Here is a 25,658-nt window from a genome sequence, read left to right on the forward strand (position 1 = left end):
AACATGGCAACAGGTACCGTTAAGTGGTTCAACGACGCCAAAGGATTTGGCTTTATTACTCCGGACGACGGCGGCGCTGATCTGTTCGCGCACTTCTCCGCCATCTCTGGCAGCGGCTTCAAGTCCCTGCAGGAAGGCCAGAAAGTGACCTTCGAAAAGACCCAGGGCCCGAAGGGCGACCAGGCTTCCAACATCCAGGCTGCCTGATTTCCGCGTCTGCGTGTTGAAAAACCCCGCTTCGGCGGGGTTTTTTTTGCCCGCTGCGCAGATCAGGCACACTCTCCGAATGGACTCCCGCATGCGCATCGCCGTCATCGGCTACGGAACCGCCGGCCAGGCATTGGCCATCCTGCTGGGGCGTGACGACCATCACGTCGATATCTTCGAACGGGCACCCGCGCCGGGCCCGGTGGGCGCCGGGTTCCTGCTCCAGCCCAGTGGCCTGCAGGTGCTGTGGCGCATGGGGCTGCTGGATGCGGTGCGCGCGCACGCGGCCCCGGTGCACCGCCTGCACGGCGATACGCCCTGCGGGCGGGCGGTGATGGACATGGGCTACGACGGGCTGGATCCGCGCCTGCACGGGCTGGGCATGCAGCGCGGCGCGCTGTTCCAGCTGCTGGACCAGGCACGTGAAGGCACCGGTGCCCTGCACGCGGGCACCGCCATTACCGCGGTGGACAGCGAACGCGGCCTGCTGCGTGACGCGCAGGGGCGGCAGCATGGCCCCTATGATCTGGTCATCGCCGCCGACGGCTCCGCCTCGGCGCTGCGCGCGCAGGTGGGCGGCACCACCCTGGACCGGGTGTATCCCTGGGGCGCCCTGTGGTGCCTGCTGCCTGCCGAAGACTGGCCCCACGTGAATGAGCTCAGGCAGCGCTACGTCGCCGCGCGCAAGATGATCGGGCTGCTGCCGGTGGGCACCCGGCCCGGAGATGACACGCCGCGGCTGAGCTTCTTCTGGAGCCTGCCGTGCCACGACTTCGCGCGCTGGGAGCAGGACGGCCTGCAGCCGTGGCTGGATGAACTCCACGCGTTGTGGCCCGAAGCGGGGCCCCGCTTTGCCCACCTGCAGGACGCCGGCCAGCTTGCCCGCGCCAGTTACCGCGATGCCGTCGTGCACCGCTGGCACACGGGGCGGCTGGTGCTGGCCGGCGATGCAGCGCATTCGATGAGCCCGCAATTGGGGCAGGGGGTCAACATGGCCCTGATGGATGCGCTGGTGCTGCGTGACGCGCTGCGGGTGCACGGGCGCGGCGAGGCGGCGTTGCAGGCCTATCAGGCCCAGCGGCGTGCCCACGTGGCCGTGTACCAGCGCTGGAGCCGCTGGCTGACGCCGCTGTTCCAGTCTGATCGCGATGCCTGGGCAAAGGCGCGTGACGTCCTGCTGGGCCCGATGGGGCGCATGCCGGGAGGGCGCGGCCACATGCTGCGCGTGCTCAGCGGCACCCAGCAGGGGTGGCTGGGTACGTTGCCGTTGGAGGCCGCATTCATCGATGCGCTTGAACGGCGTCCTGCGGCGTCCGTGGACACGCCGCTGCCGCCTGATGTTAATGCCGCACTGCAATAAGTTGACAGCCGGCTCACCTGCCTCGTGGCACAAGTAGGGGGTACGCACACGCGTGTGGCCCCTGTGATACGTGATCCTGCATCGCGCACCGCCTGCGGCCCGGCGCTGCTGCCCCAGTTGGCTCGGGTGAGCCGAATGCAAAGGAGTCTGTCATGTTGTTCTCGGCCGAAGCGCTGGAATCGGAAATCTGCAAGCTGCGCGGACTGTTGCAGATGCTGCACGAAGACCAGCCGGACGTGCTCGAAGACGTGTTCGAGTTCCATGTCGGTAGTCTGATCAGCCATTCTTCGCCAGAGCACCACGGGTATGTCCGTACCTGCGCACAGGAAATGCTCGCGACCATCCGCGCATTGCCCCGGCGGGTGGAAGGGCGTGAGGTGGATTTTCGGTTGATGCCTGAGATGCTCGCCGTCGCCTGAAGCACCACCCCCCACCAGTAGGATCCCGTGAGCGATGCGCGCGGGGCCCACCCCGGGCGCAGGACCTGCTAAACGCGCTTTGGCAGCAGAAACACCGCCCCATCCCCGCAGGCCGCCATCTGCTCGCCCGTCTGCAGGCGCGGCACCACGCCGGCAGTGAAGGCCGAGAAGGCCGGCAGCACCGTCATGTGTCCACGCAGCCAGAATGCCGGTAGTCGTCGCGGCAGGCCAGGCAGCGCAGCCTGCGGGTGCAGGTGGCCCGCAATCACATGCGTGCCGTCCTCGGCCGGTTCCGGCTCATGCCGCAGCACGAAGGGCCCGAGCATCGCTTGGCGCTCATGCACGTCCACCGCCAGCGTCGCCTTGGACAGGGCGCGATCGTGATTGCCACGCACCACATGGACCTGCAGGCCGGGCTGCTGCTCGCGCCAGCCCAGCCACTGCGCATGCCATGGGGCGCGATGCACCGGGCCGTGCAGCACGTCTCCCAGGATCCAAAGCTGATTGCAGTCGGTGCGCTCTACCAACTGCTGCAGACGCTGCAGGTCGCTGTGGGTGCCGCCCACCGGCAAGGCAATGCCGGCGCGGCGGAAGATGTCCGCCTTGCCCAGGTGCAGGTCGGCGATCAGCACCGCGCCGCGCTGGGGAAGCCACAGCGCACGCTCGCCCAGCAGCACCGCCTCTTCGTCCCCCAGGTGCACGCGTACGTCATCGTCCATGCCGCTTCTCCAGTTGCTGCGACGCACGCAGCACCCGCGTGCGCCAGTCTTCGTTGCTCAGCTGGCCGCGCAGGCGCTCGGCCCACAGCGGGAAGCCCAGTGGCGTGAGTGAGGTCGGCGCACGCAGGCACAGGGCCCGTGCACCCAGCCGCTGCAACGTCGCGTGCAGTCCGTCGATGTCCAGGCTGTCATGCAGCACTTCGTGCTCGGCCAACTGCAGCAGCATGTGATCGGGATCGTGCTCGCGCAGTACGTCATACAGCAGGCCTGACGATGCCTGCAGTTGGCGCAGCGAACGCGGCATGCCACCGGGCAGGCTGGGTACCAGCAGGCCGGCGACGCGGGCAATGCCGCGGAACTGGCGGCGTGCCAGTTCGCCCAGGTTGACCGCCGCGCGCAGGTCATCCAGCAGGCCGTCGGCGGACAGCAGGGCGCGCCACTGCAGTTCGTCGAGCGCCTGCGGCAGCGCCGGGGCCAGCACCAGGCCATGGTCGTTCACCGCGTAGCCGATGCTGTTGCGCTGCAGCCGCGTGCAGCGCAATGCCAGCAGGGCCGCCAGGGCCTCGTGCACATGGCGGCCGGCAAAGGGATACAGGAACAGGAACTGGCCCTCGCGCCGACGCACGTCTTCGATCAGCACATGGGCCGGCGACGGACGCGCCGACAGCCGCTCCTGCAGGCCCAGCAGCGGGTGCAGCCACTGCGACTCGGGGCTGTCGTCGGCGCCGCCGAGCACGGCCTCCAGTTCGCGCCCCAGCGATGGGGACAGCGCCAACTGGCCACCCTGCCAGCGCGGTACCGCCCCCTCGCCGCCACGGGCAAGGCGCACGTAGGCGGTCATGTCCTGCAGCTTCACCAGTTCCAGCAGTCGGCCCGCGAACTGGAAGCGGTCGCCGCGGCGCAGGCGGCTGGCGAACTGTTCCTCCACTGCGCCCAACCCGCCGCCGCGCATGAACTGCACGCGTACGCTGCCGTCACTGCTGATGGTGCCGATCGACAGCCGATGGCGCAGCGCCTGGCGGCGGTCATGCACGCGGTACTGGCCATCGTCGTCGCGCACCACCTTGTGGAAGTCAGGGTACTGCGACAACGCGCGACCGCCCTGCACGATGAACTCGAGTACGGCCTGCCAGTGTGCATCGGTGACCTCGGCGAAGGCATGGGTGCGGCGCACCTGCGCCAACAGCGCGTCGGCCTCGAAGCCGCCGGCCAGGGCGCGGCTGATGCAGTGTTGCGCCAGCACGTCCAGCGACAACTGCAACGGCCGCCGCGCTTCCACCACGCCGTCGTCCAGCGCGCGGCGGACGGCGGCATATTCGGCAAGCTCCAATGCGTGGCTGGGAATGCACACGATCTCGCCACTGGCGCCGGGGCGGTGGCGGGCGCGACCGGCGCGTTGCCGCAAGCGCGCCACGCCCTTCGGGCTGCCCAGTTGCAGCACCTGGTCGACTTCGGGAAAGTCCACGCCCAGGTCAAGGCTGGAGGTGGCCACCACGCAGCGCAGCGTGCCGCCACGCAGGCCATCTTCCACCTGCTGGCGCAGGGCCGGGTCCAGCGAGCCGTGGTGCAGGGCCAGGGTGTGCAGGTCTTCCGGCCACACGGCGGCCAATGCCTGATGCCACAGCTCGGCCTGCGCGCGGGTGTTGGTGAACAGCAGGCTGCTGCGTGCAGCCATCACCGTCTGCAGCACGCGCGGCAGCTGGCGCAGCCCGAGATGGCCGGCCCAGGGAAAGCGTTCGCCGGGCTCGGGCAGCAGGCTGCGCACGCGCACCGGGCGCGGCCGCGCGCCTTCCACGCTCAGTGCATCGTGACGATCAGGCAGCAGCACCGCACGGGCCTGATCAAGGTTGCCGAGGGTGGCAGACAGCCCCCAAAGCTGCACCGCGGGAGCGGCATCGCGCAGCAGTGCCAGGTTGAGCTGCAGCAGCACACCGCGTTTGCTGCCCAGCAGCTCGTGCCATTCGTCGACGACGATGCAGCGCAGCTGGCGCATGCGGGCCAGCGTATCGGGGTAGCTCAGCAACAGCGCCAGCGATTCCGGCGTGGTCACCAGCACGTCCAGCCGTCCTTCGCGCGCCAGGCGTTTGTCACGGCTGCTGGCGTCGCCGCTGCGCAGGCCCACCTGCCAGTCGAGGCCGATGGCCTTCAGCGGCTCCTGGAGCGCGCGTGCGGTGTCGGTGGCCAGCGCGCGCAGGGGCGTCACCCACAGCACCTGCAACGGCCGTATGGCGCTGCGACGGGCCGGTGTGGGCAATGGATCCAGCAGGGCCTGCAACAGCGGTCCGCCGAACATCGCCAGCGTCTTGCCGCTGCCGGTGGGCGTGTGCAGCAGGCCGGAGGCACCGCCCAGGTAGTGCCGCCACATCGTGCGCTGGAACGGCAGCGGGCGCCATCCACGTTCGCTGAAGAATCCCGTCAAACGGGCCAGCGCCTCGCTTCGGGTCATCGAGCGAGGGCCTGCAGCTGTGCCAACTGGTCGGCTTCGCTGGCCGGCTTGTCGTGGCGCCAGCGCAGGATGCGCGGGAAGCGCACGGCGATGCCGGACTTGTGCCGCTTGCTGATGTTCACTGCCTCAAAGCCCAGTTCGAACACCTGTTCGGCGCGGACGCTGCGCACTGGCCCGAAGCGTTCGCGGGTGTTGGCCCGTATCCAGCGGTCGAGGGCGAGGATTTCCTTGTCGTCCAGGCCGGAGTAGGCCTTGGCCACCGGTACCAGTTCTTCGCCGTGCCAGACGCCAAAGGTGTAATCGGTGTACAGCGTGCTGCGCCGGCCATGGCCGGCCTGTGCATACAGCAGCACCGCATCGATGGTCAGCGGGTCGACCTTCCATTTCCACCAGTCACCGCGTCGGCGCCCGGCCTGATACACCGAGTCGCGCCGTTTCAGCATCAGGCCTTCCACGCCGCGCACGCGGGCCTCTTCGCGCAGCGTGGCCGCCTGCTGCCAGTCGTCGGCCTGCACCTGCGGGGACAGCTGGATGCGCGGGTCGGCCAAGCGCTCCAGCAGCGCGGCCAGACGCTCGCGTCGCTGCTGCAGGGGCACGCCGCGCAGGTCTTCGCCGTCCTGTTCCAGCAGGTCATAGGCCAGCACCCGCACGGGAGTGCTGCGCAGGGTGGCCGGCCCCGGTTTGCGCCGCTGGATACGGGTCTGCAGGGCGGTGAAGGCGCGCGGCAGGTCGTCGTCGGCGTCCCACGCCAACAGTTCGCCGTCGATCACGCAGCCATCGGGCAGGGCGGCGGCGGCCTGTTCTATCTCCGGGAAGCGCCCGTCCAGCCGTTCTTCGCCGCGCGACCACAGGGCGACTTCGCCTTTGCGGCGCAGCAACTGCAGGCGGATGCCATCCCATTTCCATTCCAGCACCCAGTCCTTCACAGGGCCCAGCGTCTGCGCCTCGGCTTCCAGCGGCGAGGCCAGGTAGAACGGATAGGGTTGCTGCCGATCCAGGGGCAGTTCTTCGTGCGTCAGCAGGGTGCCCAGCAGATCCGGTGAGGGCACCCACTCACCCAGCATGCGCTGGGCGATGCGCGCGATATCCAGCCCCGACAGTTCCGCCAGGGCCTGTTGCACCAGGCGCTGCGAAACACCGACCCGCAGCGCCCCGGTCAGCAGTTTGTTGAAGACCAGTCGCTGCGGTGCCGGCAGCGACTGCCAGCCGAGTTCGACGGCCGCGCGGCGCACGCTTTCATCCCTGTTCGCCACGGCGAGCAGGTGGCCTTCGATCCACTCCACCAGCGAGCGGTCCGCCGCGGCCTGCGCGGGCTCATCGATCAGCAGGGTAAGTGTCTCGGCAAGATCACCCACCTGTTCGTAGCTGTCCTCCACCAGCCAGGCGGGCAGGCCAGTGGCTTCGACCAACCACGCGCGCAGTTCGCCACTGGCGGCGATCTTCCTGCGTGCACCGCCCACCTTGCCGCCGCTGAGCAGGTACAGCGCCCAGGCCGCATCGTGTGGCGGGGCGGAACGGAAGTAGTCGACCAGCGCGGCGCGCTTGTCGCCGGTCGCGGTGCTGCGGTCAAGGCGCTGGTAGAGCGCGGCGAAGGCCTTCATTCTTCGCTCCCGTAATCGGTACGGAAGGCCTCGGCAGCGGTGCCGTTTTCGCGCAGGTAGCGGATCAGCGCATCGGTGTTGCCATGGGTGGCGATGATGCGCGACGCGCCGGTCTGCGCGATGGTCTGCAGCAGCGCCGGCCAATCGGCGTGGTCGGACACCACGAAGCCGCGGTCGACGTTGCGGCGGCGCCGGTTGCCACGCAGGTGCATCCAGCCGGAGGCAAAGGCCAGTTGATGGCGACCGAAACGCCGCACCCACGGCGTGCCGGCCGCCGACGGCGGTGCCAGTACCAAGCGACCCGCGGAGTCCGGCTGGCGTCCCTGTTCGGCGACGGCTTCGGTGGCCAGCATCGGGATGCCGGCCTGCCGATAGACCTGCACGCCGTTGTCGATGGCGCCGTGCAACCAGGCAGGCTGATCGTCGAGTGGCAGCAGTTCGCCCAGTATGCGTTGCGCCTTGCCCAGCGAGTAACAGAGCAGGATCGCCGCCTCGCCGCGCTCACCGCATTCGCGGCGCCACGCCACGATGTCGGCGGCCACCTCGGTGGTATCGGGCCAGCGGTAGATCGGCGAGGCGAAGGTCGCTTCGGTGATGAAGGTATCGCAGGGCACGACCTCGAAGGGGTCGCAGGTGGGATCGGGCTGCCGCTTGTAGTCGCCCGAGGCCACCCAGACCTGCTCGCCATCATCGATGCGCACCTGGGCCGAGCCCAGTACGTGGCCGGCCGAATGCAGCGACACCTCGACCGCGCCCATTCGGAAGGGCACGCCCCAGCCGTGGGTGTGGATGCGGACATCACCCAGTCGCCAGCGCAGGATCGCCGCGCTGGACAGGCTGCAGAAGTACTCGCCCATGCCGCCCCGGGCGTGGTCGCCATGGCCGTGGGTAATCACCGCGCGCGGCACCGGCCGCCATGGGTCGATGTGGAAGTCGCCAGCGGGGCAATACAGTCCTTCGGGCCGCAGTACCACCAGATCGTCGCGTCTGCTCATGCCCGCACTGTGCCGATGCATTCGTGCAGGAGGTGAGAATCCGCCTGAACAGCAGGGGACACGGCAGTGCGGCAGAATCGTGCTTTGCTGCTGCCAAGGAGGACTCCGCCATGCGCACCGATCCTGCCGCGTTCCAGACCCACGGGGTTCAGAACCAGCCCCCACCCTTTGCCGGGCGGCACCTGTGGTCGGACGACGCGGCACTGGTGGAGGCGGTGGATCGTGCCGGCGCGTCGTCGTTCGTGCCGCGGCTGGCGGCGTACGGCGTGTTGGCCGGTGACACGCTGTATCGGTTGGGCTTCGAAGCGAATCGTGACCGGCCACGGCTGCGCACCCACGATGCACAGGGCCATCGCATCGATACCGTCGAGTTCACGCCGGCCTACCATCAGTTGCTGCAACTGGGAAAGGAACATGGCGTTGCTGGCCTGTCCTGGCATGAGCCACAGCCGGGGGCGCACGTGGCGCGCGCGGCCTTGAGCTATCTGCACCACCAGGCAGAGGCCGGCACCAGCTGCCCCTTGACCATGACCCACGCGGCGGTCGCCGTACTTGCCGACCACCCGGTGCTGTCCGACTGGGCGCGCAAGGCGGCCGCGCCGGTGTACGACCCGCGCGATGTGCCGGTGGCCGACAAAGCCGGCATCACGCTGGGCATGGGCATGACGGAGAAGCAGGGCGGCTCGGACGTACGTGCCAATCAGACCCATGCCGAGCCCTGCGCGGATGGGAGCTATCGGCTCGTCGGGCATAAATGGTTTTTCTCTGCGCCGATGTCCGATGGCTTCCTGGTACTCGCGCAGGCACCGGCGGGCCTGACCTGCCTGCTGATGCCGCGGCGGCTTGCCGATGGCGATCGCAATGCGTTCCAGTTGATGCGGTTGAAAGACAAGCTGGGTGACTGGGCGAACGCATCCAGCGAAGTGGAGTTCACCGGCGCCCAGGCGTGGCGGGTGGGCGAAGAAGGGCGCGGTGTAGCGACCATCATCCACATGGTGATGATGACCCGGCTGGACTGCATGCTCGGGGCGGCGGCGGAGATGCGCATGGCACTTGCCCAGGCACTGCACCACGCGCGCCATCGCCGCACCTTCGGTGAGCGCCTGTGCGACCACCCGCTGATGGCCAACGTGCTGGCCGATCTGGCGCTGGAGTCCGAGGCCGCTACGGCGCTGGCCCTGCACGTCGCCGCGGCGGTGGATGCTGCATCGCGCGATCCGCAGCGCGCGCTGATGGCCCGGGTGGGCACTGCACTGGGCAAGTACTGGGTCTGCAAGCGCGCCGCGGTGTTCGTCAACGAGGCGCAGGAATGCCTGGGCGGGGCAGGCTACGTGGAAGAGTCGATGCTGCCCCGGCTGTACCGGCAGGCGCCGCTCAACTCGATATGGGAAGGCAGCGGCAACATCCAATGCCTGGACCTGTTGCGTACGCTGCAGCGCGAGCCGCAGGCGCGCCAAGCTCTGTACGACGAACTGCTGTCCGCCACGGGCCTGGACAGCCACTTCGACGAGGCGCTCTCACGCTGCTGGCACGACGTGCCGGTCGCACCGGTCATGGCGCGCCTGCATTGCGAGCAGCTTGCGTTGCTGTTGCAGGCCGCGATCCTGCTGCGCGCGGGCAGTCCGTTCGCGGCGGCCTTCGTGCGCAGCCGTCTGTGCGCGCAGCACGGCCTGGCGTTCGGTACCTTGCCCGCCGATCTCGATTTCGGCGCGATGTTGGCGCGCGCGCTGCCCTGAGCGGTGGCATGAAAAAGGCGCCGGATGCCTCCGGCGCCTGCCACGTGGAAGAGCTGCGTGATTCAGTGCTTGCCGTGGTCGGCGGTGTCCTTGGCATCGTCGGCGACATCGCGTGCTTTGTCGGCCACGTTCTGCGCGGCCGTGGCGGTCGCTTCGCTGGCATGGGCGGCAGCATCCTTGGCGGCGACCTTGGCTTCTGCTGCTGCATTGGCCGTGGCATCCGCCGCGCGGTCCAGCGCCTGCTGGGTATCGGCAGCGGCCGTCGCCGAGGCAGCGGAGGCATCATCGGCGGCGTTGCGGGTAGCGGCAGCGGCGCGGTCAACGGCATCGCGCGCGGCCACGCCGGCGCTGTCGGCGGCCTGTGCGGCGTCCTGGCGTGCCTGCTCGGCTTCCGGGCCCTTGCAGGCAGCAAGGCCGAAGACGAGGGAAGCGGCCAGCAGGGAGGTCGTGAGGGTGCGGATGGTCATGGCGCGCTCCAGGTCAGGGTTTCAGTGAGCGCCAGCCTATTCATGTGAGGGTCGATGGCGGGTGAAGTTCTTGTTTGCGCGTGCGCGCGGCTTGAAGGCAAAGGCAAGAGCAACGGCAAAGGCTGCAGGGCTGCGTGCTGGTGGGGCGGGGTGGGTTGGCGGGGGACGGCAGAAGCCGCTCCTGCGGGCCTTGTTTCGCGCCATCCATGGCGCTCAACACCCCCGCCAACCCACCCCGCCCCACCTTCGACAGTTCCGTGGTGGCCCTTGAATCGGTAGCGCCGACCCATGGTCGGCGGACTCTGAGGAAATGGGGTTTGATGGTTTCCGCCGACCATGGGTCGGCGCTACCGCTTTTTCCTTTTTTTCATGCGCGGCGGGCGGCCACGGAACCTGTCAGGGGCCGGGCGGTGGGGCGGGGCGGGGGCGTTGAGCGCAGGGGCTCCCTCCACCCGACGGGGCAACGAGGTCTGCGGTAGCGCCGAGCCGTGCTCGGCGGAATGTTTCCGCCAACGGCCCGCTGCGCTCGCCGACCATGGGTCGGCGCTACCGCTTTTTCCTTTTTTTCATACGCGGCGGGCGGCCACGGAACCTGTCAGGGGGTCGGGCGGTGGGGCTGGGCGGGGGCGTTGAGCGCCATGGATGGCGCGAAACGAGGCACGCATGGACGCAGTTTTTGCCGTCCCCCGCCCAGCCCCACCGCCCGGCCCAGCCCCACATGCACTCAGCCCGCCGCGAGGGGGTCTCACCCGCTCGACCACCCGAACGACGGGCAAAGAAAAAGCCGCTGGCGAACCAGCGGCTTCTTCAGAACAGCGTGAAGAAAGAAGTTATTACTTCTTGGCTTCTTCAGCAGCGTCCTTGGCCTGCTCGGCGGTGCCTTCGGCAGCCTTGGCAGCGTCGGCAGCGGCGTCAGCAGCAGCGTCGGTGGCAGCGCCAGCAGCCTGACCAGCAGCGTCGGCCGAAGCGTCAGCAGCGGTAGCGGCGGTGTCAGCAGCCTGCTGAGCAGCGTCAGCGGTCTGCGAGCCAGCAGCAGCAGCCTGGTCAGCAGCGGCCTGCGCTTCGGTGGCAGCTTCGTTGGCCGAAGCGGCGGCGTCCTGGGCAGCTTCCTGCTTCGAGCAGGCAGCCAGGGCCAGGGCCAGGGACATAGCAACCAGCAGCTTGTTGATGCTCATTTGGTGAATCCTCGTCGTCGTTAGATAGGCAACGCGCAGTTGCGCGCCGTCAACATGATGACAAGCCAAGATTGGCTGTCAAGCGATCCCGCATTCAGTTTTGCGAAACGGGCGTTAAACTCAATCAAATCAATTCGATGGCAATGGCCGTTGCTTCGCCACCGCCGATGCACAGCGTAGCGATGCCGCGCTTGCCACCGCGGCTGCGCAATGCGTGCACCAAGGTGACCACCAGTCGCGCGCCCGAGGCACCGATGGGATGGCCCAGTGCGCAGGCGCCGCCGTTGACGTTCAACTTGTCGTGGGCGATGCCCAGTTCACGCATCGGCGCCATCGCCACCACGGCGAACGCTTCGTTGATTTCGAACAGGTCCACATCCTCCAGCGCCCAGCCGGCTTTTTCAAGCAGCGTATGGATCGCACCGATCGGCGCGGTGGTGAACCACTCCGGCTCCTGCGAGTGGGTAGCGTGGGCGACGATGCGCGCCAGCGGCTGCAGGCCGCGCGCCTTGGCATCGTCTTCCGACAGCAGCACGACCGCAGCCGCACCGTCGGAGATGCTGGACGAGCTGGCGGCCGTGACCGTCCCGTCCTTCTTAAACGCCGGACGCAGGGTCGGGATCTTGCCGATGTCGGCGCGTGTCGGCTGTTCGTCGAGGGAAACCTCGACGTCGCCCTTGCGGGTGGCGACCTTCACCGCGACGATCTCGTCAGCGAATGCGCCGTTGGCCTGCGCGGCCTGCGCGCGCTTTACCGACTCGATCGCGTAGGCGTCCTGTTCTTCGCGGGTGAACTGGTACTTGTCCACCGCACATTCGGCGAACTCCCCCATCGCCTTGCCGTCGTAGGCGTTGACCAGACCATCGTGGGCCATGTGGTCGACCGCCTGGAAGTTGCCGAAGCGGTTGCCGGTGCGCGAATTGGGCAGCAGGTGCGGCGCATTGGTCATCGATTCCATGCCACCGGCCACCACGATGCGGGCCGAGCCGGCCTTGATCAGATCGTGCCCCAGCATGATCGCCTTCATGCCCGAACCGCAGACTTTGTTGAGCGTGGTGGCGCCGGTGGACAGCGGCAGTCCGCCGGCGATGGCCGCCTGGCGGGCGGGGGCCTGGCCCAGGTTGGCCGGCAGCACGCAGCCCATGATGACTTCAGAAACATCCGCAGCAGGGACACCGGACTGTTCCAGCGCGGCGGCGATGGCCGCTGCGCCGAGGGTCGGGGTGGGCACACCGGTGAACTGGCCGAGGAAGGAACCGATGGCGGTGCGCTTGGCGGCGGCGATGACGATGTTGGACATGGCAATCTCGTTGTTGCGTGAGCAAATTCGGAAAAGGAGACGCGAGGCGTTGGATAGCGACGCAAATCCCGGCAGACTGCGTGGGGGACGCCCAGTATAGGCGGTGCCCCTGACCGCTGCTGTCCACGCAGGCTCACACGCAGCGGCGACGGCACTACTCGACACCATCGACGGGGATGCAGGGATGACGCACGTTCACGAGTCGTATCGCGGGGCCATCCGGTCCGCACTGGCCGTTGCACTGGTGGCTGCATTGACGGCCTGTGGCGGAGGTGGCGGGGGCGGCAATGTCCGCGTCGATCCCCCTGTGCCGCCGCCGGTGACCCCCCCTGTCACGCCGCCGCCGACCACGCCGCCGCCGGTGACGCCGGATCCACCGCCGCCGCCGCAACCCACCCTGCAAGGCCACCTGACGGCGGTGAATGCGCTCGGCACCGGCTTGACCGGCCAGGGCGTGCGCATCGGCGTCGTCGACTCCGGGGTCAATCGCAGCCATCCCGCGCTGGCGGGACGTGTCGCGGCCAGTTACAGCTACGTCGACCCACGGGCCAACGACCTGACGCGTGACGATGTGGTCGGGCACGGCACCACCGTCGCCATGCTGGCCGCCGGTGGCTCTTACGCCGGTGCGCAGGTGGGCGTGGCGCCCGGCGCCGAGGTGGTGTCGGCACGGATCATCGCCGACACGCGGCCGGTGGATGATGGGTCAGGCTCCGGTAACCAGGTCGACGGCCCGATCGGCTTGGCCGGTGTTCACCGCGACCTGATCGCGGCCGGTGTGAAAGTGATGAACAACTCTTGGGGCGGCCTGTACTGGACCAGCCCCGCGACCACCGCGCAGATCGCCGACGAGTACCGGTCCTTCATCATCGGCCACGATGGGCTGGTGGTGTTCGCCACCGGCAACGACGGCAGGAACACGCCCTCCAACATGGCGGCCCTGCCCAGCCGCCCCGGCAGCGGCGGCACGTTGCCCGCTGCGGACCTGGCACGCGGCTGGCTGGCAGTGACCGCCGTCGACACGGTGAATCCGACCGAGCTGGCGAACTACGCCAATGCGTGCGGCGAGGCGGCCAGCTACTGCCTGGCCGCGCCTGGCACGGCGGTGTATCCGGATCCGCAGGCGACCACGCAGGCCGCTACGTTTTATTACGGCTGGGGCACGTCGTATGCCGCCCCGCTGGTCTCCGGCGCAGCTGCATTGGTGTGGCAGCGCTTTCCTTATTTCAGCAACGACCTGGTCCGGCAGACTCTGCTCGGCACTGCCACCGATCTCGGCGCGGCCGGCGTCGATCCGGTGTTCGGCAATGGGCTGCTCAACGTCGGCAAGGCGGTGGATGGTCCCGGCCGCCTCGACTGGGGCGACGTCACCGTCAACGTCAACCAGCTCGGACTGGATTCGGTGTGGCGCAACGATATGAGTGGCACGGGTGGCCTGATCAAACAGGGTGCAGGCGCGCTGGGTCTGGCGGGACGCAACACCTATTCGGGCAGCACGCGCATCGAGCAGGGCACGCTGGCCCTGCGGGATGGATCCTCGATCAGCTCCAGCGTCAGCATCCTGCCGCAGTCCGGCAATGCCAGTGGCGCGGGGCTGCAGTTCATGAACGGCAGTACCCGGGTGATCGGCAATGTGGACAACGGGGCCAGCGTGATCCTGACCAGTGCGAACGCCGACGCCACGATCGAGGGCAATTACGTGCAGCGTGACGGGGCGCAGCTGATGGTGGCGCTGGGCGTGAATCCACTGCAGGTGACCGGCACGGCCACGCTGCAGGGCGGGGGGGTGCTGGTCAATGGCGTCATCGCCGGCTACGTCCCGGCCGATGGCAGCCGGCAGGCGCTGCTGCGCGCACAGGGGGGATTGTCCGGGCAGTTCAATACGGCCGCGAGTGGGCAGAACGGGGTTTCGCTTCTGGAATCGCGCTACGGCTATGACAGCACGTCGGCGTGGCTGGAGCTGACGCGGGTGAGCGTGGTGGCGGCCGCAGGCGCGGCGTCATTGGACGCGCAGGCGATGGCTTCCGCGCAGCGGGTGGAGCGGGCTTTTGAACAGCTTGATGGTAATGGCGCTGCGCAGGCCAGTGCGTTTGCCGGTGCGGCTGCCGACCTGCAGCGCGTGAACGGCGGCGCTGGCGGGCTGGCGCAGAGCCTGGACAGCCTGTCCGGCAAGGCGCACGCGGTGGCGGCCCAGGCGACTTTCGACAGCGTCGACATGAGCCGGCGCGCGATCGCCAGCCGCTTCGGCCAGGTGCAGGCCGCGCCTGCGGTGCGCGGTGCGTGGCAGAGCGCGTTGGGTGAAGCGGGGCAGGGCCACTTCGCGGGCAACGCGACGCAGAGTGATGGCTGGATGGTCGGCCAGGAAACGGCGCTGGCAGGCAACGGTGTGCTGGGCGTGGCCTTCGGCGAAATACGCAGTGCGGCCGGTGGCACGGACAACGGCGGCACCGCGCGCGACCGCCAGGCGCAGGGGCAGCTCTACGCAGGATGGACGGCGGGACGCGGCTATGCCCTGGCGCAACTGGGGGTCGGCCAGTTCCAGCGGCAGGTGGATCGACAGCTGTTGCTGGGCAGTACGGCGTTGCCGGCAGGTGCGCGCTATGGCGGCCGTTTCGGCAGCGCGAGTGTCGAATCCGGCCTGCGGTTTGGCACCGCGCGCGCCGCGCTGACCCCTTATCTTGCGGCAAGCGTGGTGCAGGTCCGCTCGGACGGTTTCAGCGAGCAGGGCGGTCTGGGCTTCGGCCTGCGCACGCAGGACAATACGGCCCGTCGCAGCCTGGCGATGCTGGGCCTGCGAGCCGAACGCCAGTGGCATGCATGGACGTTGCGCGGTTATACCGAGTGGCAGCAGGAATTGTCCCGCGATGGATTCGATCCGCAGGCCAGCTTCACCGGCATTGATGCGTTCGCGCCGTTGACGGCGGGTGGCTTGCCGCGCGCATCCGGGTTGGCAGGCATTGGGCTGGAAACCTGGCTCGGTCGCCAGGGGCGGCTGACCTTTGGATATGACCAGCGCTTTGGCGGCGGTTTGGATGTATCGCAGGTGGCCATGCGCTACGCCGCCGGGTTCTGACCGGCAGCGGGCGGGTAGAGCCGACTTCAGTCGGCTGCACCTGCCGCGGCGACAACGGACGGCAGCCGACTGAAGTCGGCTCTACCGGTCAGCTTTACTGGCGCGGCGGGCTTAGCCGGCGCGCAGGTCACCCAGGCGCGGCGTGGCGCGGCCCAGCGGCATCTTGAGCTTGCCGATGGACTGGATGCGCGCTTCTGCGATGCGATCAGCGGCGCGCGGCGGGGCGATGTTCTCGCGCTGCGACAGCTCGAAGACGCGGCCGAGGTTGTGGTAGATGCTGCGGATGAGGCGCATGGCGCGTTCGCGGTTGTAGCCGTCGATTTCCAGCGAGACGTTCATGACGCCGCCGGCATTCACGGCGTAGTCGGGTGCGTACAGGATGCCGCGCGCATGCAGTTCGTCGCCCACGTCGGGGCTGGCCAGCTGGCTGTTGGCGGTGCCACAGATGATGCGTGCCTTGAGGCGCGGCAGCACATCCAGGCTGATCGCGCCTTCCAGCGCACAGGGTGCGAACACGTCCGCGTTCACCTCGTGGATTTCATCGGGTTTGACCGCCTCCGCGCCGTACTCGGTCACGGCGCGCTCGACCAGCGCGGGGTTGAGATCGGTGACGAACAGCTTCGCCCCCCGGTCACGCAGCAGCTTCACGAACTCCATGCCGATGTGGCCCAGGCCCTGCACGGCAATACTGGTCTTGCCCACTTCTTCATGGCCCAGCTTGGTCTGCAGCGAGGCCATCAGGGCCTGCAGCGCGCCGTAGGCGGTGAACGGCGCCGGATCACCGGACCCGCCGTGCACCTGGTGCACGCCGGTGACGAACTGGCTTTCCAGGTAGATGTTTTCCATGTCGTTGACATCGGTGCCGACGTCTTCGGCGGTGATGTAACGACCGCCCAGCGCATCAACCTGGCGGCCGAACGCGCGCAGCAGCACTTCGGTCTTGTCGGTGCGCGGGTCGCCGATGATCACCGCCTTGCCACCACCGACATTGAGGCCGGCCAGCGCGTTCTTGTACGTCATCGTCCGGCTGAGCCGCAGCACGTCGGCCAGCGCCTCGTCGGTGCTGGCGTACGGGCGCATGCGCACACCGCCCAGGGCGGGGCCCAGCGTGGTGTTGTGCAGGGCGATGATGGCCCGCAGACCGGCGTCCGGGTTGTGGCAGAACACCACCTGTTCATGACCGGTGGTTGCGAGGGTTTCGAATAACATGGCGACTCCGTTGGCGTGATCAGCGACGAACCACTTCGAACACGCCGGCAACGATGAGGGTGCAAAAACAAAAAAAGCGACTTCGTCAGTTCTGGAGACGGGTCGCGCGGCGCCATTCTAGTCCATTCCCCGCCGCCCCGCTGTTCACATCCCGGCGCTGGCACGTGACGGCCTAAAGAAGCCGCTTGTGGGGCCGATGCTGGAGACACGGCGATGTCCGCCATGCGAAAGGATGGGTGCAGTGGCAGGTGTGGTGACCAATATGGGGTGGGTCGGCTGCTGCGGCACGGCGCGGGTCCGCCTGCTACCCGGCGGGGCCGGTCGATGACGGGGTTTGCGCGCTGGTGGTGGGGCCTGTTCGGGCGCCCGCCCGGGCGGACCTCATCGCGGCTGCATCAGCGCGCTGACTATGCAGAGCAGGTCCAGCGCGTTGCCGACTCCCTTGCACCGGTCGCGCAGGACGATGCGGAGGCGCGACTGCATGCGGGCCTGTACGCGCTGGCCCTGCACCCGGCGCTCGACGGCGGCTGCCCGCCGAACCAGGCCCTGCTCGAGGCGACACGGCAGGCCCTGCAGCGCAGTGACTGGAATGCCCGCCAGCTGCCGCGACGGCCGCAACTGCTGCCGCAGCTGATCCAGACGGTCAACGATCCGGATGGTTCGGCGCGTGCCACGGCCGCCATCATCGGCCAGGATCCGGTGTTGACCGGCAACCTGCTGCGGATCGCCAACAGTCCCGCGTTCCGCATGCAGGAGCGACCGGTCGACAGCCTGCAGCGCGCGATCACCCTGGTAGGCACCGAAGGCATCCGACAGATCATCAGCGCGGTGCTGGTACAGCCGGTGATGCACATCCAGTGCCAGGCGTTTCCGCAGTTCAGCACCATCATCTGGGAGCACGCGCTGCTGTCGTCGCGCGCGGCCGCTGACCATGCCCGTACGGTCAGCCAGTGCGATCCGTTTGCGGCCCAGTGGTTGGGGCTGACCCAAGGGCTGGGCGCGGCGCTGGTCATGAAGGCGCTGGTGCAGGAAGCGGAGACTCTGCAGGTGGCCGTGGACTATCCCAGTGCAGAAGCACTGCTGCGCCAATGGACGTTGCCGGTGGCGCAGCGTATCGCCGCCGCCTGGGAGCTGCCCCTGCCGGTGCATCAGGCGCTGGAACCCGAGCATGCCGGCAGTGGCCTGGCACAGAGCCTGCGCTTCGCACGGGCGGCGGCAGCGGCCAGCCTGTTGGCACGACATGGGCATATGGGTCAGAGCCAGGGCCTGGCGTGGCTGGAGCAACTGCCGGGTACCCCGCCGCATGCCCTGTTGTGGATCTGGCGCCGCCTGCATGGACGATCAGTGGAAACCCTGGCGGACGAGCACGCCGACGCCTGACACATCCGCCGAGCACGGCTCGGCGCTACAGGCACTCCGCACGGCCGCACCGCCACGCCGCCCGCTCGGTAGCGCCGAGCCACGCTCGGCGAGCGCAGCGGCGCACCGCTGTCTAGAGCTGCGACTCCAGCGGCAACCAACTGATCACGCGCGCACTCGCGCGCATGCGCAGGCTGCTGTCCGGCTCGGTGGTGACCCAGTGCGGAGATTTATCGCGTTCCAGCCAGCGCACGTCGCCGGCCGGATCCAGACCCAGCCACCAGCTCTGCTGCGGGCTGGACAGGCGCAGGTACTCCTGCGTCAGCTGCGCGGCCAGCACCGGGTCGTCGAAGATCACGCCCATTTCCGTATTGAGGTAGGCCGAACGGGGATCCAGGTTGAACGAGCCCACGAAACCATGCCGGTCATCGAGCACGAAGGCCTTGGTGTGCAGGCTGGCGCCACTGCTGCCGAACAGGCCCGAGCTGGTTGCCTTGCCATGCGCTTTCAGTTCGTAAAGCTGCACGCCGGCCTGCAGCAGCGGTGCCCGGTAGGTCATGTATCCGCCGTGCACGGCCACCACATCATTGGCCGCCAGCGAGTTGGTGACCACGCCCACCTGTACGCCGCGCTCGCTCATCATCGACAGGCCGTCCAGCCCCTCGTTGCCGGGCACGAAATAGGGCGAGATCAGCAGCGCCTTGTGCTGGGCGCTTGTCATCATCCGCACCAGATCGGTGACCAGCCAGTTGTGCTGGTCGTCGCGCTTGTGCTTCATCGGCGGATCGGAAGCGATGCGGACGTTGGCACTCCAGTGCAGCGGTGCCGCACTCGCGCGGACGCGCTGCCGCGATGCGGCCACTTCCTTCAGGTAGGGCGTGGCGGCATCCCGCTTGGCCTCGTTGTCGGACTCGCGCAGCAGCAGGCGCAGCTCGGCCGGCGTGTGGAAGGCCAGCGCGCCGATCGGCACGGCGGCCTCGCTGTTCCAGTAGTCGTCGAATACGCGGTTGGCGCCGTCCACGGCCTCGCCGGCAACCAACAGATCCAGATCACGGAAATTGACGTCCGGGCGCGCGCTGAAATATTCCTCGCCGATGTTGCGGCCGCCGACGATGGCGACGCGGCCATCTGCGATCCAGCTCTTGTTGTGCATGCGATGGTTCACCGAGAAAAACCGCTGCACCATTTCGACCAGCCGCCACAGCCCGGCGCGGTTGCGGAAGGGGTTATACAGGCGGATCTCGATATTGGGATGCCTGTCGAGCGCCATCATCAGCGCGTCCTTGTCCTGCGCGTTCATGTCGTCAAGCAGGATGCGCACGCGCACGCCGCGCGCGGCGGCATCGTGCAGGGCACGCGCCATCAGGTGGCCGATCAGGTCGTCCTGCCAGATGTAGTACTGCAGGTCCAGGCTGCGCTCGGCGCGCTCGGTGATGACCGCCCGGGCCGCGAAGGCATCCAAGCCATCGGACAGAAACGCCACACCGGACTGGCCCGGATGGGCAGCCTGCAGTGCACTGATTTCGCGATCGATGCGGGTCTGCGCCGGTTGCACCGGCAGCACGCTCGACGGTGTGCCACGGGCCTGCGGTGTCAGCCGGTCCGCCAGCAGCAGGCCCGACAGCACCAGCAGCACCAACAGGCAGATCAGGATGGCCAGTACACGCAGCAGCCGGCGCCACAGGGGCAAGGGTTCAGTCATCCCCTGACTGTAACCGGCACCGCAGTGCAGAGGGAGTGCAGCCGTCAGAAGCGCTCGTCAGAGCCGAGATAGCGCCACTGGCCCGGTGCCAGCTTGCCCAGTGATACGCGGCCGATGCGCAGCCGGCGGATCGCAACCACCTCCATCGAGGCGATGGCGCAGGCTTCGCGCAGCATGCGCGGATGCAGACCCTTGCCGGCGAAGCGCAGGCGCTGTTCGCTCTGCCAGCTGATCTTGCAGCCAGGTATCGTTCGGCCGTTTTCTTTCAGCCCGGTCTGCAGGCGTGCCACGTCCCACATGGCCCGCTCGCCCTGCACATCGACCAGGAATTCCTGTTCGGTGCGGGACAGCTGCTGCTGCAGGTGGGTGATGATCAAGGGATCCTGGCTGACGACCACCAGCCCGCTGTCCGACGCCGGCAGCGAGGCCGCCAACTGCAGGCCGTGGAAGTGTCGCTGCAGCGGGCGGATGCTGCCCAGGTCCAGCGGACTCTGCGATTCGGGCGTGATCAGCGCGCTCAGCGTGTGCGCGGCCGCATCGATCGGTTTGGCGAGCAGCATCGTGACGCGCTCGGACTTCTCGTCGCGCGCGGCCGGATCCAGCTCCACCGTTTCCGTGGTCACCTGCGCCTGCGGCTGCTCGACCACCTGCCCATCCACGCGCACCCAGCCGCCTTCGATATAGCGGCGGGCTTCGCCACGGGGGCAACCGAGCAGTTCAGCGAGGCGTTTGTCCAGACGGGTCGGGAGCATGGGGCAGGGATCTCCAAGGGGCGCGCAGTGTACCTGTCGCGGCGCGCGGCTGCTTCAGCCGCTGCGGTTGACGAGTTCGGTGAGGTACAGCCGGGTATCGAATTCCAGCTGCAGGTAGTTCGGTTCCATGTGCTGGCACAGCTGGTAGAACGCCTTGTTGTGGTCGGCCTCCTTCAGGTGGGCCAGCTCGTGCACCACGATCATGCGCAGGAACGCCGCCGGTGCCTCCCGGAACACGCTGGCCACGCGGATCTCACGGCTGGCCTTGAGACGCCCGCCATGTACGCGCGAGATCGCGGTGTGGGTACCGAGGGCATGCTTCACCACCTCCAGCTTGCTGTCGTAGCAGACCTTGTTGAGGTGCACCGATTTGCGCAGGTAGCGGTCTTTCAGCTCCTGGGTGTAGTCGTACAGCTGGCGGTCGTTGCGCACCTCGTGCAGCTCCGGGTAGCGGCGCTGCAGCACGGCGCCCAGCTTGTCTTCGGCCAACAGCGTGCGGACCTGGTCGAGCAGGGCGTCGGGGTAGCCGGTCAGGTATTTCAGCGAAGGCATGGGGCCGCCGGGGCTCCGGTATCATGGGGGCCTCCTACGATAGAACAGTTGCAGGCACGATCATGGCAAAGCCCAACGCGCTGCAGGAACAATTGCTCAAGGCCGGGCTGGCGAAGAAGTCGCAGGCCAGTGCCGCCGCCCGTGAGCAGGCCAAGGCCCGGCAGGGCAAGGCACCGGATGCATCGGCCGAGGTCCAGCGTGAGGCCGAGCGGGTCCGGCTGGAGAAGGTCGAGCGTGACCGTGCCATCGCCGCCGAGCGCAACGCGCAGCTGCGTGCGACCGAGCAGAAGGCGCAGGCACGGCAGATCGTGAAGACCCACGCGGTGCCGCATGCAGGCGAGAGCGAGTATCGCTTCAGCGACGGCGATGCGATCCGCACCTTGTGGATCGATGCCAAGCTGCGCAAGGCGCTTTCCGCCGGTGCGCTGGTCATCGTGGCCAACGGTGAGGGCCATGCGCTGCTGCCGCGCGCTGCGGCGGAGAAGGTGCGCGAGCGTGCGCCGGAGCTGGTGGTGGTCGATCATGGCGAGGCCGGCCAGAGCACGGTGGCATCGACCGGCAACGCCGAAGATGACGCCTACTACGCGCAGTTCCAGATTCCCGACGACCTGGTCTGGTAACCGCCGTCGGGGCCGCCCTCAGCGCAGCTGGCTGTCCTTGCTGCCCCGCCGGTTGTAACCGGACTGGGCGTGCTCGTCTTCATCGTGTTCCTGCTGGCAGGACACGCACAGGCGCACGCCGGGCACTGCCTGGCGCCTGGCCAGCGGAATCGGTGCATCACATGCTTCGCAGTGTTCCAGCCCAGGCCCTTGCTTGAGCTGGCTGCGCGCGCGTGCGATGGCGTCATCGACGGTGGCGTCGATCTGGTCCTGTACCGCGCCGTCCTGTGCCCATCCGGTGGCCATGGCCTGTCCTCCACGTGTTTGCCAGCAGACAGCGTAGGCCTGGGAAGGTGTAGGGCAGGTTGAGGTACAGGGGCTCGGGGTCGGACGGGCTCAGCCGTCGCCTTGGATGCCGCCAGGCGCGGTGGACGGATCCCGCCAACGCCGTACCGTGCGCTGGAAGAACAGATTGTTGGGCAGCTGCAGCACCGTGCCCTCATGGCCGTCGCCGGTTTCCTGCAGCGTGGTGTAGATCAGGTTGACGTCGATCACGCGCCCCTTCAGGCCCGGCTTTTCGCCGTTCTCGAGGACTTCGATGTAGTCATGCAGGCGGAACGGCCGCGTGGTGAAGATCAGCAGGGTGCAGAATATGTTCGACAGCACGCTCCACGCGGCGAAGAAGGCCACCGCGCCGACCGCTGCAAAGCCGGTGAAGGCGGTCCACAGCACGGACGCCGACGTGCCCAGGATGTGCAGGATGACCAGCAGCGCGCCGAAGTAGACGATGAAGCTGGTCAAGCGCCGCGCGCCCATCACCATTTCCAGCGGCAGCGTGTAATGGGCGGCGAAGCGGCGGATCAGCCGCCGGGCGATGAAGCGCAGCAACCATGCCGCCAGCAGGGTCAACAGGACCATGCCGATCAGCTCGGCCTGTTCAAGCCAGGCATGGGTCCACGGCGGCAGGTACTTCTCCATGCAACAACATCCAATCAGACACGGGGGAGCACGATGTTACGCGCGCACTGCCCGTGATTCGACCTTCGGCCACGTTGCGGGTAGACCGGTGCAGGCCAGCGTGTGGGCGCCACGCAGCAGGCAGGCCTGCTGCGCCTGCAGGCTGATCCGCAGATGCAGGGGATTGCCCTGCAGCAGCGCGCAGACGAGGATGGCCAGCAGGCCACTGACTGCAGGGGTGGACATCATGTCGCTCCGTGGCCATGGCGGGCCGGTGGGGTGTACGGCTTGGATGCCCCGACCGGCAGAAAGGTTTGAATCCGGCGGCTTTAAACCTTTTCTTTCGTGGCGGCATCCAAGGGTCATGTTCGATACGTTGACGCCAGAACGCGACACCGCTTCCCCCGCCGCCTACGACGAGCACGCCGTGGTACGCGCGGCGGTTGCCGGCGATGTGGCGGCCTACGAGCAGTTGTATCGCCAGCATGCCCCGCGTCTGTTCGCGGTGCTGTGGCGACTGTGCGGTGGGCAGCAGGCGCGCGCCGAAGATGCGCTGCAGGAGGCCTTCCTGCAGGCATGGAAAGCACTGCCCGCGTTCCGCATGGAGAGCAGCCTGGGCACCTGGTTGCATCGGCTCGGCGTCAATGCCGCCCTGATGGACCTGCGTGCGCAGGGGCGCCACGACCATGACAGCCTGGAGGACAGGGACCGGGAGCTGCCCGGGATGGGCATCGATGATCCCTGTGCCGGCACCGAGCGTGACCTGGAACGCGCCCTGGCCCGCTTGCCGCCACGTGCACGTGCGGTGCTGGTGCTGCATGACATCGAGGGCTGGAAACACCACGAGATCGCCGAACAGCTGCAGATGGCGGTGGGTACTTCAAAAGCGCAGCTGCACCGTGCGCGCGGCCTGCTGCGTGCGCGACTGGGAGACATGACATGACGCACCACGATGACCTTGACCACGCGCGGGACACGGCGCTGCTACGTCAACTGCAGGACCTGCCGCGCGAGATGCGCGTGCCTGCCGACGGTTGGACCCGCCTGCAGGCCGCGCTGCCGGTGCGCGCTGCGGAGGAACAGCCCGGGGCGAAGGTGATCCCGTTGCGGCGCCTGCGCCATGCACGCTGGTCGCTGCCCGCAGGCGCTGCGCTGGCCGCCAGCCTGGCGCTGTACTGGGTGTTGCCCTTGCCACTGCAACCCGCCGCGCCGCCGGCGCCCACGGTGTTGCAGCAGCAGGCGGCCGTCATGACCGACGCATACCGCCAGGCCATGGCGGCCCTGCCGCCGGTGGATGCGCCGGAGTGGCGGCCGGCGCTGGTGGAACTCGACCACGGCGCCGACCAGATCCGCGACGCGTTGCAGCAGAGCCCGCGCTCGCGCCATCTTCTTGAACAGCTGCAGCGCACCTACGCATTGCGGTTGGAACTGACCCGGCAGGCAACACGCGCTGCCTCCGGCCTGCCCACCTGATCCTGTTTCCCGAGGTAACGACCATGCGCCCCTTTCTCCTGTTGTCTGCGTTCGCGCTGCTTGCGTCACCGGCATGGGCCGATACGCGTGTCGATGAGCGCCATGCCATCGCGCCCGGCGGACGGATCGAAATCAGCAACATCGCCGGCAAGGTCACCGTGCGCGGCTGGGATCGCCGCGACGTGCAGCTGACCGGCACGTTGTCCGACGGGCTGACGCTGAAGCCGGAAAAGAGTGCCAGCCGCGTGCGCTGGGAAGTGGTCTACCCCCGCCGCAGCAACAGCGGTGGGGCCACGCTCGAGGTCTTCGTGCCGCGCGGGGTGGAGCTGCAGCTCGGGACGGTCAGCGCGGATATCGATATCGCCGGCATCGACGTCAAGCGGGTGCAGGCCAACACGGTCAGTGGCGATGTGCGAGCGGCCGGACGCAGTGCGGAAGGCACCCTCAACTCTGTCAGCGGTGACGTGGACACCGAGTTGCAGACCACCCGCATGGAGGCGCGCACGGTCAGCGGCAGCATCCGTGCCGGTGGCGGACTGTCGGGGGAGATCGGCGCGACCACGGTGTCGGGTCAGGTCGGGGTAGAGGCGGGCCGCACGCAGCGGCTGGTGGTGGAAACGGTGTCCGGCCGCATCGACCTGTCAGCGGCAGCGTTGGCGCCGGGCGGACGGATCAGCGCGCAATCGGTCAGTGCGCCCATATCCCTGCGGGTGCCGGCCACCGTGTCGGCCCAGCTGTCGATCGACAGCTTCAGTGGGAACATCCAGAGTGATGCCGGAAACGTGGAGCGGCCCCGGCATGGTCCCGGCAGCACGCTGGACACGCGGCTGGGGAGCGGCGACGGTGATATCAGCCTGCAGTCACATTCGGGCGGGGTACGCGTGCGCCTGGACCGCTGAGCGGCAGGGCATGCAGGCCGGCCGCGGCGGTGCAGCCGCCGCGGTCGCCGACACGGTCAGCTGGCTTTCTTCAGCGACCAGGTGTTGCCAAGTACTTCGATCTTGCCACCCGCTTTGCGGAACGCGGCCAGGTCGGCGGCGATGCTGTTGCTGCTGGGCGTAGAGCTGGACGAACCGCTCTTGCGCTCATTGCGGATGGTGTTGCTGGCCTTCGCGGGGGTCTTTGCCTTGCGGGGCATGGTTGCTCCTGTCAGGGTGAAGGGTGGGGGGAGGTCCAGGCATCTGCCTGGTGCTGGTAATCCTGCCGTTCGCGCTGGCAGTCATCGCCGCCCATCTTGAACTGGCGACAGATCGCGGGGCGCTGCGTATAGATGCTGCAACGCAGGTGGTACGGGTCGATGGCTGCGCACCAGCCTTCTTCGTTCTGCGCCATGCGACGGCCGCCCCGGCCGTCACTTTCCACGAACCAGATGGGGACGTCATCGCCCGGCATCAACCACACCGGCAGCCGGCAACAGACGGCATCGCATCGACGGCAGTCGATGGGGGCGGGTGCCTGCTCAGGTTGTACGGCCTCGTGGGCCTTCGTAATGCCCAAGGATGGTCTCGATCGCGGCTCGGAAGCGTGGCCATGGCAGAGCCAGGAGCCATGGCCGGA

26 protein-coding genes are annotated in these 25,658 nt (G+C 68.2%); 10 read left to right on the forward strand and 16 right to left on the reverse strand.

Annotated features, from left to right (window positions below; genetic code table 11):
- The first annotated feature begins 3 nt into the window (after positions 1-3).
- The 3 genes from ICJ04_RS05885 (at position 4) to ICJ04_RS05895 (ending at position 1,986) form a co-directional block, all read left to right on the forward strand.
- The gene (locus ICJ04_RS05885; protein WP_188326601.1) at positions 4-207 is read left to right on the forward strand and encodes a cold-shock protein; all 204 of its coding nucleotides are present in this window, start codon (positions 4-6) and stop codon (positions 205-207) included.
- 79 nt (positions 208-286) lie between these two features.
- Positions 287-1,567 (forward strand): NAD(P)/FAD-dependent oxidoreductase, encoded by a 1,281-nt coding sequence (locus tag ICJ04_RS05890; RefSeq protein ID WP_188326602.1) that lies wholly within the window; start codon positions 287-289, stop codon positions 1,565-1,567.
- Positions 1,568-1,719: 152 nt separating this feature from the next.
- Entirely contained in the window at positions 1,720-1,986 is a 267-nt protein-coding gene (locus tag ICJ04_RS05895; RefSeq protein ID WP_188326603.1) for a hypothetical protein, read from the forward strand.
- A 68-nt stretch (positions 1,987-2,054) separates the two neighbouring features.
- On the opposite strand, the gene pdeM is transcribed toward ICJ04_RS05895, so the two are convergent.
- The 4 genes from pdeM to ICJ04_RS05915 are packed head-to-tail and all read right to left on the reverse strand — an operon-like array spanning position 2,055 to position 7,747.
- Positions 2,055-2,705: a ligase-associated DNA damage response endonuclease PdeM gene (gene pdeM, locus ICJ04_RS05900; protein WP_188326604.1), complete on the reverse strand. Its 651-nt coding sequence runs from the start codon at positions 2,703-2,705 to the stop codon at positions 2,055-2,057.
- Complete coding sequence (locus ICJ04_RS05905) at positions 2,695-5,151, reverse strand: ligase-associated DNA damage response DEXH box helicase (protein WP_188326605.1); 2,457 nt, start codon at positions 5,149-5,151, stop codon at positions 2,695-2,697. The genes pdeM and ICJ04_RS05905 overlap by 11 nt, the downstream gene beginning before the upstream one ends.
- Positions 5,148-6,752 (reverse strand): ATP-dependent DNA ligase, encoded by a 1,605-nt coding sequence (locus ICJ04_RS05910; RefSeq protein ID WP_188326606.1) that lies wholly within the window; start codon positions 6,750-6,752, stop codon positions 5,148-5,150. Before ICJ04_RS05910 ends, ICJ04_RS05905 begins: the two co-directional genes overlap by 4 nt.
- Positions 6,749-7,747: a ligase-associated DNA damage response exonuclease gene (locus tag ICJ04_RS05915; RefSeq protein WP_188326607.1), complete on the reverse strand. Its 999-nt coding sequence runs from the start codon at positions 7,745-7,747 to the stop codon at positions 6,749-6,751. The genes ICJ04_RS05910 and ICJ04_RS05915 overlap by 4 nt, the downstream gene beginning before the upstream one ends.
- 110 nt (positions 7,748-7,857) lie before the next feature.
- Here ICJ04_RS05915 and ICJ04_RS05920 point away from each other — a divergent pair, with 110 nt between their 5' ends.
- On the forward strand, positions 7,858-9,483 hold the full coding sequence (locus ICJ04_RS05920; RefSeq protein WP_188326608.1) for an acyl-CoA dehydrogenase family protein: 1,626 nt from the start codon (positions 7,858-7,860) through the stop codon (positions 9,481-9,483).
- Between the two features lie 62 nt (positions 9,484-9,545).
- Here the strand turns inward: ICJ04_RS05920 and ICJ04_RS05925 are convergent, their stop codons facing one another.
- The 3 genes from ICJ04_RS05925 to ICJ04_RS05935 all read right to left on the reverse strand — a co-directional run bounded on the left by ICJ04_RS05925 (position 9,546) and on the right by ICJ04_RS05935 (position 12,425).
- Positions 9,546-9,950 carry a hypothetical protein gene (locus tag ICJ04_RS05925; RefSeq protein ID WP_188326609.1) on the reverse strand — a complete coding sequence of 135 codons (405 nt, stop codon included), beginning with the start codon at positions 9,948-9,950 and terminating at the stop codon, positions 9,546-9,548.
- A gap of 833 nt (positions 9,951-10,783) precedes the next feature.
- Entirely contained in the window at positions 10,784-11,125 is a 342-nt protein-coding gene (locus ICJ04_RS05930; RefSeq protein ID WP_188326610.1) for a hypothetical protein, read from the reverse strand.
- A gap of 124 nt (positions 11,126-11,249) precedes the next feature.
- On the reverse strand, positions 11,250-12,425 hold the full coding sequence (locus ICJ04_RS05935) for an acetyl-CoA C-acyltransferase (protein WP_188326611.1): 1,176 nt from the start codon (positions 12,423-12,425) through the stop codon (positions 11,250-11,252).
- Positions 12,426-12,609: 184 nt separating this feature from the next.
- Here ICJ04_RS05935 and ICJ04_RS05940 point away from each other — a divergent pair, with 184 nt between their 5' ends.
- Positions 12,610-15,498 carry a S8 family serine peptidase gene (locus ICJ04_RS05940; protein WP_188326612.1) on the forward strand — a complete coding sequence of 963 codons (2,889 nt, stop codon included), beginning with the start codon at positions 12,610-12,612 and terminating at the stop codon, positions 15,496-15,498.
- Positions 15,499-15,609: 111 nt separating this feature from the next.
- Here ICJ04_RS05940 and ICJ04_RS05945 read toward each other — a convergent pair whose 3' ends face one another.
- The gene (locus ICJ04_RS05945; protein ID WP_188326613.1) at positions 15,610-16,707 is read right to left on the reverse strand and encodes a Glu/Leu/Phe/Val dehydrogenase; all 1,098 of its coding nucleotides are present in this window, start codon (positions 16,705-16,707) and stop codon (positions 15,610-15,612) included.
- 324 nt (positions 16,708-17,031) lie between these two features.
- Between ICJ04_RS05945 and ICJ04_RS05950 the strand changes: the two genes are divergently transcribed.
- Complete coding sequence (locus tag ICJ04_RS05950; protein WP_188326614.1) at positions 17,032-18,087, forward strand: HDOD domain-containing protein; 1,056 nt, start codon at positions 17,032-17,034, stop codon at positions 18,085-18,087.
- 112 nt (positions 18,088-18,199) lie between these two features.
- On the opposite strand, the gene ICJ04_RS05955 is transcribed toward ICJ04_RS05950, so the two are convergent.
- Genes ICJ04_RS05955 through ICJ04_RS05965 form a run of 3 tightly spaced genes read right to left on the reverse strand, consistent with a single transcriptional unit; the run spans position 18,200 to position 21,072 of the window.
- Positions 18,200-19,768 carry a phospholipase D family protein gene (locus tag ICJ04_RS05955; RefSeq protein ID WP_188326615.1) on the reverse strand — a complete coding sequence of 523 codons (1,569 nt, stop codon included), beginning with the start codon at positions 19,766-19,768 and terminating at the stop codon, positions 18,200-18,202.
- A gap of 44 nt (positions 19,769-19,812) precedes the next feature.
- A complete protein-coding gene (locus tag ICJ04_RS05960; RefSeq protein WP_188326616.1) occupies positions 19,813-20,520 on the reverse strand; it encodes an RNA pseudouridine synthase in 708 nt (235 codons plus the stop codon).
- Positions 20,521-20,574: 54 nt separating this feature from the next.
- The gene (locus ICJ04_RS05965) at positions 20,575-21,072 is read right to left on the reverse strand and encodes a M48 family metallopeptidase (protein WP_188326617.1); all 498 of its coding nucleotides are present in this window, start codon (positions 21,070-21,072) and stop codon (positions 20,575-20,577) included.
- A gap of 62 nt (positions 21,073-21,134) precedes the next feature.
- Between ICJ04_RS05965 and ICJ04_RS05970 the strand changes: the two genes are divergently transcribed.
- A complete protein-coding gene (locus ICJ04_RS05970; protein ID WP_188326618.1) occupies positions 21,135-21,692 on the forward strand; it encodes a DUF2058 domain-containing protein in 558 nt (185 codons plus the stop codon).
- Between the two features lie 18 nt (positions 21,693-21,710).
- On the opposite strand, the gene ICJ04_RS05975 is transcribed toward ICJ04_RS05970, so the two are convergent.
- From ICJ04_RS05975 to ICJ04_RS05985, 3 genes are all read right to left on the reverse strand, one after another.
- Positions 21,711-21,977: a DksA/TraR family C4-type zinc finger protein gene (locus ICJ04_RS05975; RefSeq protein ID WP_188326619.1), complete on the reverse strand. Its 267-nt coding sequence runs from the start codon at positions 21,975-21,977 to the stop codon at positions 21,711-21,713.
- Positions 21,978-22,067: 90 nt separating this feature from the next.
- Entirely contained in the window at positions 22,068-22,589 is a 522-nt protein-coding gene (locus ICJ04_RS05980) for a mechanosensitive ion channel family protein (protein WP_223203042.1), read from the reverse strand.
- A 96-nt stretch (positions 22,590-22,685) separates the two neighbouring features.
- The gene (locus tag ICJ04_RS05985; RefSeq protein WP_188326621.1) at positions 22,686-22,874 is read right to left on the reverse strand and encodes a hypothetical protein; all 189 of its coding nucleotides are present in this window, start codon (positions 22,872-22,874) and stop codon (positions 22,686-22,688) included.
- A 118-nt stretch (positions 22,875-22,992) separates the two neighbouring features.
- Between ICJ04_RS05985 and ICJ04_RS05990 the strand changes: the two genes are divergently transcribed.
- The 3 genes from ICJ04_RS05990 to ICJ04_RS06000 are packed head-to-tail and all read left to right on the forward strand — an operon-like array spanning position 22,993 to position 25,000.
- Positions 22,993-23,571: a sigma-70 family RNA polymerase sigma factor gene (locus tag ICJ04_RS05990; RefSeq protein WP_188326622.1), complete on the forward strand. Its 579-nt coding sequence runs from the start codon at positions 22,993-22,995 to the stop codon at positions 23,569-23,571.
- Positions 23,568-24,101: a hypothetical protein gene (locus ICJ04_RS05995; protein ID WP_188326623.1), complete on the forward strand. Its 534-nt coding sequence runs from the start codon at positions 23,568-23,570 to the stop codon at positions 24,099-24,101. The genes ICJ04_RS05990 and ICJ04_RS05995 overlap by 4 nt, the downstream gene beginning before the upstream one ends.
- A gap of 23 nt (positions 24,102-24,124) precedes the next feature.
- A complete protein-coding gene (locus ICJ04_RS06000; protein ID WP_188326624.1) occupies positions 24,125-25,000 on the forward strand; it encodes a DUF4097 family beta strand repeat-containing protein in 876 nt (291 codons plus the stop codon).
- A 56-nt stretch (positions 25,001-25,056) separates the two neighbouring features.
- Here the strand turns inward: ICJ04_RS06000 and ICJ04_RS06005 are convergent, their stop codons facing one another.
- Both ICJ04_RS06005 and ICJ04_RS06010 read right to left on the reverse strand, forming a co-directional pair.
- On the reverse strand, positions 25,057-25,239 hold the full coding sequence (locus tag ICJ04_RS06005) for a hypothetical protein (RefSeq protein WP_188326625.1): 183 nt from the start codon (positions 25,237-25,239) through the stop codon (positions 25,057-25,059).
- 11 nt (positions 25,240-25,250) lie between these two features.
- On the reverse strand, positions 25,251-25,544 hold the full coding sequence (locus ICJ04_RS06010) for a YkgJ family cysteine cluster protein (protein ID WP_188327220.1): 294 nt from the start codon (positions 25,542-25,544) through the stop codon (positions 25,251-25,253).
- Positions 25,545-25,658: the final 114 nt, after the last annotated feature.

Source organism: Stenotrophomonas sp. 169 (assembly GCF_014621775.1).
GTDB lineage: Bacteria > Pseudomonadota > Gammaproteobacteria > Xanthomonadales > Xanthomonadaceae > Stenotrophomonas.

What these genes read in the sequence shown, in the direction of transcription:
- ICJ04_RS05885 (WP_188326601.1), top strand. Translation starts at nt 4, where the DNA reads ATGGCAACAGGTACCGTTAAGTGGTTCAACGACGCCAAAGGATTTGGC.
- ICJ04_RS05890 (WP_188326602.1), top strand. Translation starts at nt 287, where the DNA reads ATGGACTCCCGCATGCGCATCGCCGTCATCGGCTACGGAACCGCCGGC.
- ICJ04_RS05895 (WP_188326603.1), top strand. Translation starts at nt 1,720, where the DNA reads ATGTTGTTCTCGGCCGAAGCGCTGGAATCGGAAATCTGCAAGCTGCGC.
- pdeM (WP_188326604.1), bottom strand. Translation starts at nt 2,705, where the DNA reads ATGGACGATGACGTACGCGTGCACCTGGGGGACGAAGAGGCGGTGCTG.
- ICJ04_RS05905 (WP_188326605.1), bottom strand. Translation starts at nt 5,151, where the DNA reads ATGACCCGAAGCGAGGCGCTGGCCCGTTTGACGGGATTCTTCAGCGAA.
- ICJ04_RS05910 (WP_188326606.1), bottom strand. Translation starts at nt 6,752, where the DNA reads ATGAAGGCCTTCGCCGCGCTCTACCAGCGCCTTGACCGCAGCACCGCG.
- ICJ04_RS05915 (WP_188326607.1), bottom strand. Translation starts at nt 7,747, where the DNA reads ATGAGCAGACGCGACGATCTGGTGGTACTGCGGCCCGAAGGACTGTAT.
- ICJ04_RS05920 (WP_188326608.1), top strand. Translation starts at nt 7,858, where the DNA reads ATGCGCACCGATCCTGCCGCGTTCCAGACCCACGGGGTTCAGAACCAG.
- ICJ04_RS05925 (WP_188326609.1), bottom strand. Translation starts at nt 9,950, where the DNA reads ATGACCATCCGCACCCTCACGACCTCCCTGCTGGCCGCTTCCCTCGTC.
- ICJ04_RS05930 (WP_188326610.1), bottom strand. Translation starts at nt 11,125, where the DNA reads ATGAGCATCAACAAGCTGCTGGTTGCTATGTCCCTGGCCCTGGCCCTG.
- ICJ04_RS05935 (WP_188326611.1), bottom strand. Translation starts at nt 12,425, where the DNA reads ATGTCCAACATCGTCATCGCCGCCGCCAAGCGCACCGCCATCGGTTCC.
- ICJ04_RS05940 (WP_188326612.1), top strand. Translation starts at nt 12,610, where the DNA reads ATGACGCACGTTCACGAGTCGTATCGCGGGGCCATCCGGTCCGCACTG.
- ICJ04_RS05945 (WP_188326613.1), bottom strand. Translation starts at nt 16,707, where the DNA reads ATGTTATTCGAAACCCTCGCAACCACCGGTCATGAACAGGTGGTGTTC.
- ICJ04_RS05950 (WP_188326614.1), top strand. Translation starts at nt 17,032, where the DNA reads ATGACGGGGTTTGCGCGCTGGTGGTGGGGCCTGTTCGGGCGCCCGCCC.
- ICJ04_RS05955 (WP_188326615.1), bottom strand. Translation starts at nt 19,768, where the DNA reads ATGACTGAACCCTTGCCCCTGTGGCGCCGGCTGCTGCGTGTACTGGCC.
- ICJ04_RS05960 (WP_188326616.1), bottom strand. Translation starts at nt 20,520, where the DNA reads ATGCTCCCGACCCGTCTGGACAAACGCCTCGCTGAACTGCTCGGTTGC.
- ICJ04_RS05965 (WP_188326617.1), bottom strand. Translation starts at nt 21,072, where the DNA reads ATGCCTTCGCTGAAATACCTGACCGGCTACCCCGACGCCCTGCTCGAC.
- ICJ04_RS05970 (WP_188326618.1), top strand. Translation starts at nt 21,135, where the DNA reads ATGGCAAAGCCCAACGCGCTGCAGGAACAATTGCTCAAGGCCGGGCTG.
- ICJ04_RS05975 (WP_188326619.1), bottom strand. Translation starts at nt 21,977, where the DNA reads ATGGCCACCGGATGGGCACAGGACGGCGCGGTACAGGACCAGATCGAC.
- ICJ04_RS05980 (WP_223203042.1), bottom strand. Translation starts at nt 22,589, where the DNA reads ATGGTCCTGTTGACCCTGCTGGCGGCATGGTTGCTGCGCTTCATCGCC.
- ICJ04_RS05985 (WP_188326621.1), bottom strand. Translation starts at nt 22,874, where the DNA reads ATGTCCACCCCTGCAGTCAGTGGCCTGCTGGCCATCCTCGTCTGCGCG.
- ICJ04_RS05990 (WP_188326622.1), top strand. Translation starts at nt 22,993, where the DNA reads ATGTTCGATACGTTGACGCCAGAACGCGACACCGCTTCCCCCGCCGCC.
- ICJ04_RS05995 (WP_188326623.1), top strand. Translation starts at nt 23,568, where the DNA reads ATGACGCACCACGATGACCTTGACCACGCGCGGGACACGGCGCTGCTA.
- ICJ04_RS06000 (WP_188326624.1), top strand. Translation starts at nt 24,125, where the DNA reads ATGCGCCCCTTTCTCCTGTTGTCTGCGTTCGCGCTGCTTGCGTCACCG.
- ICJ04_RS06005 (WP_188326625.1), bottom strand. Translation starts at nt 25,239, where the DNA reads ATGCCCCGCAAGGCAAAGACCCCCGCGAAGGCCAGCAACACCATCCGC.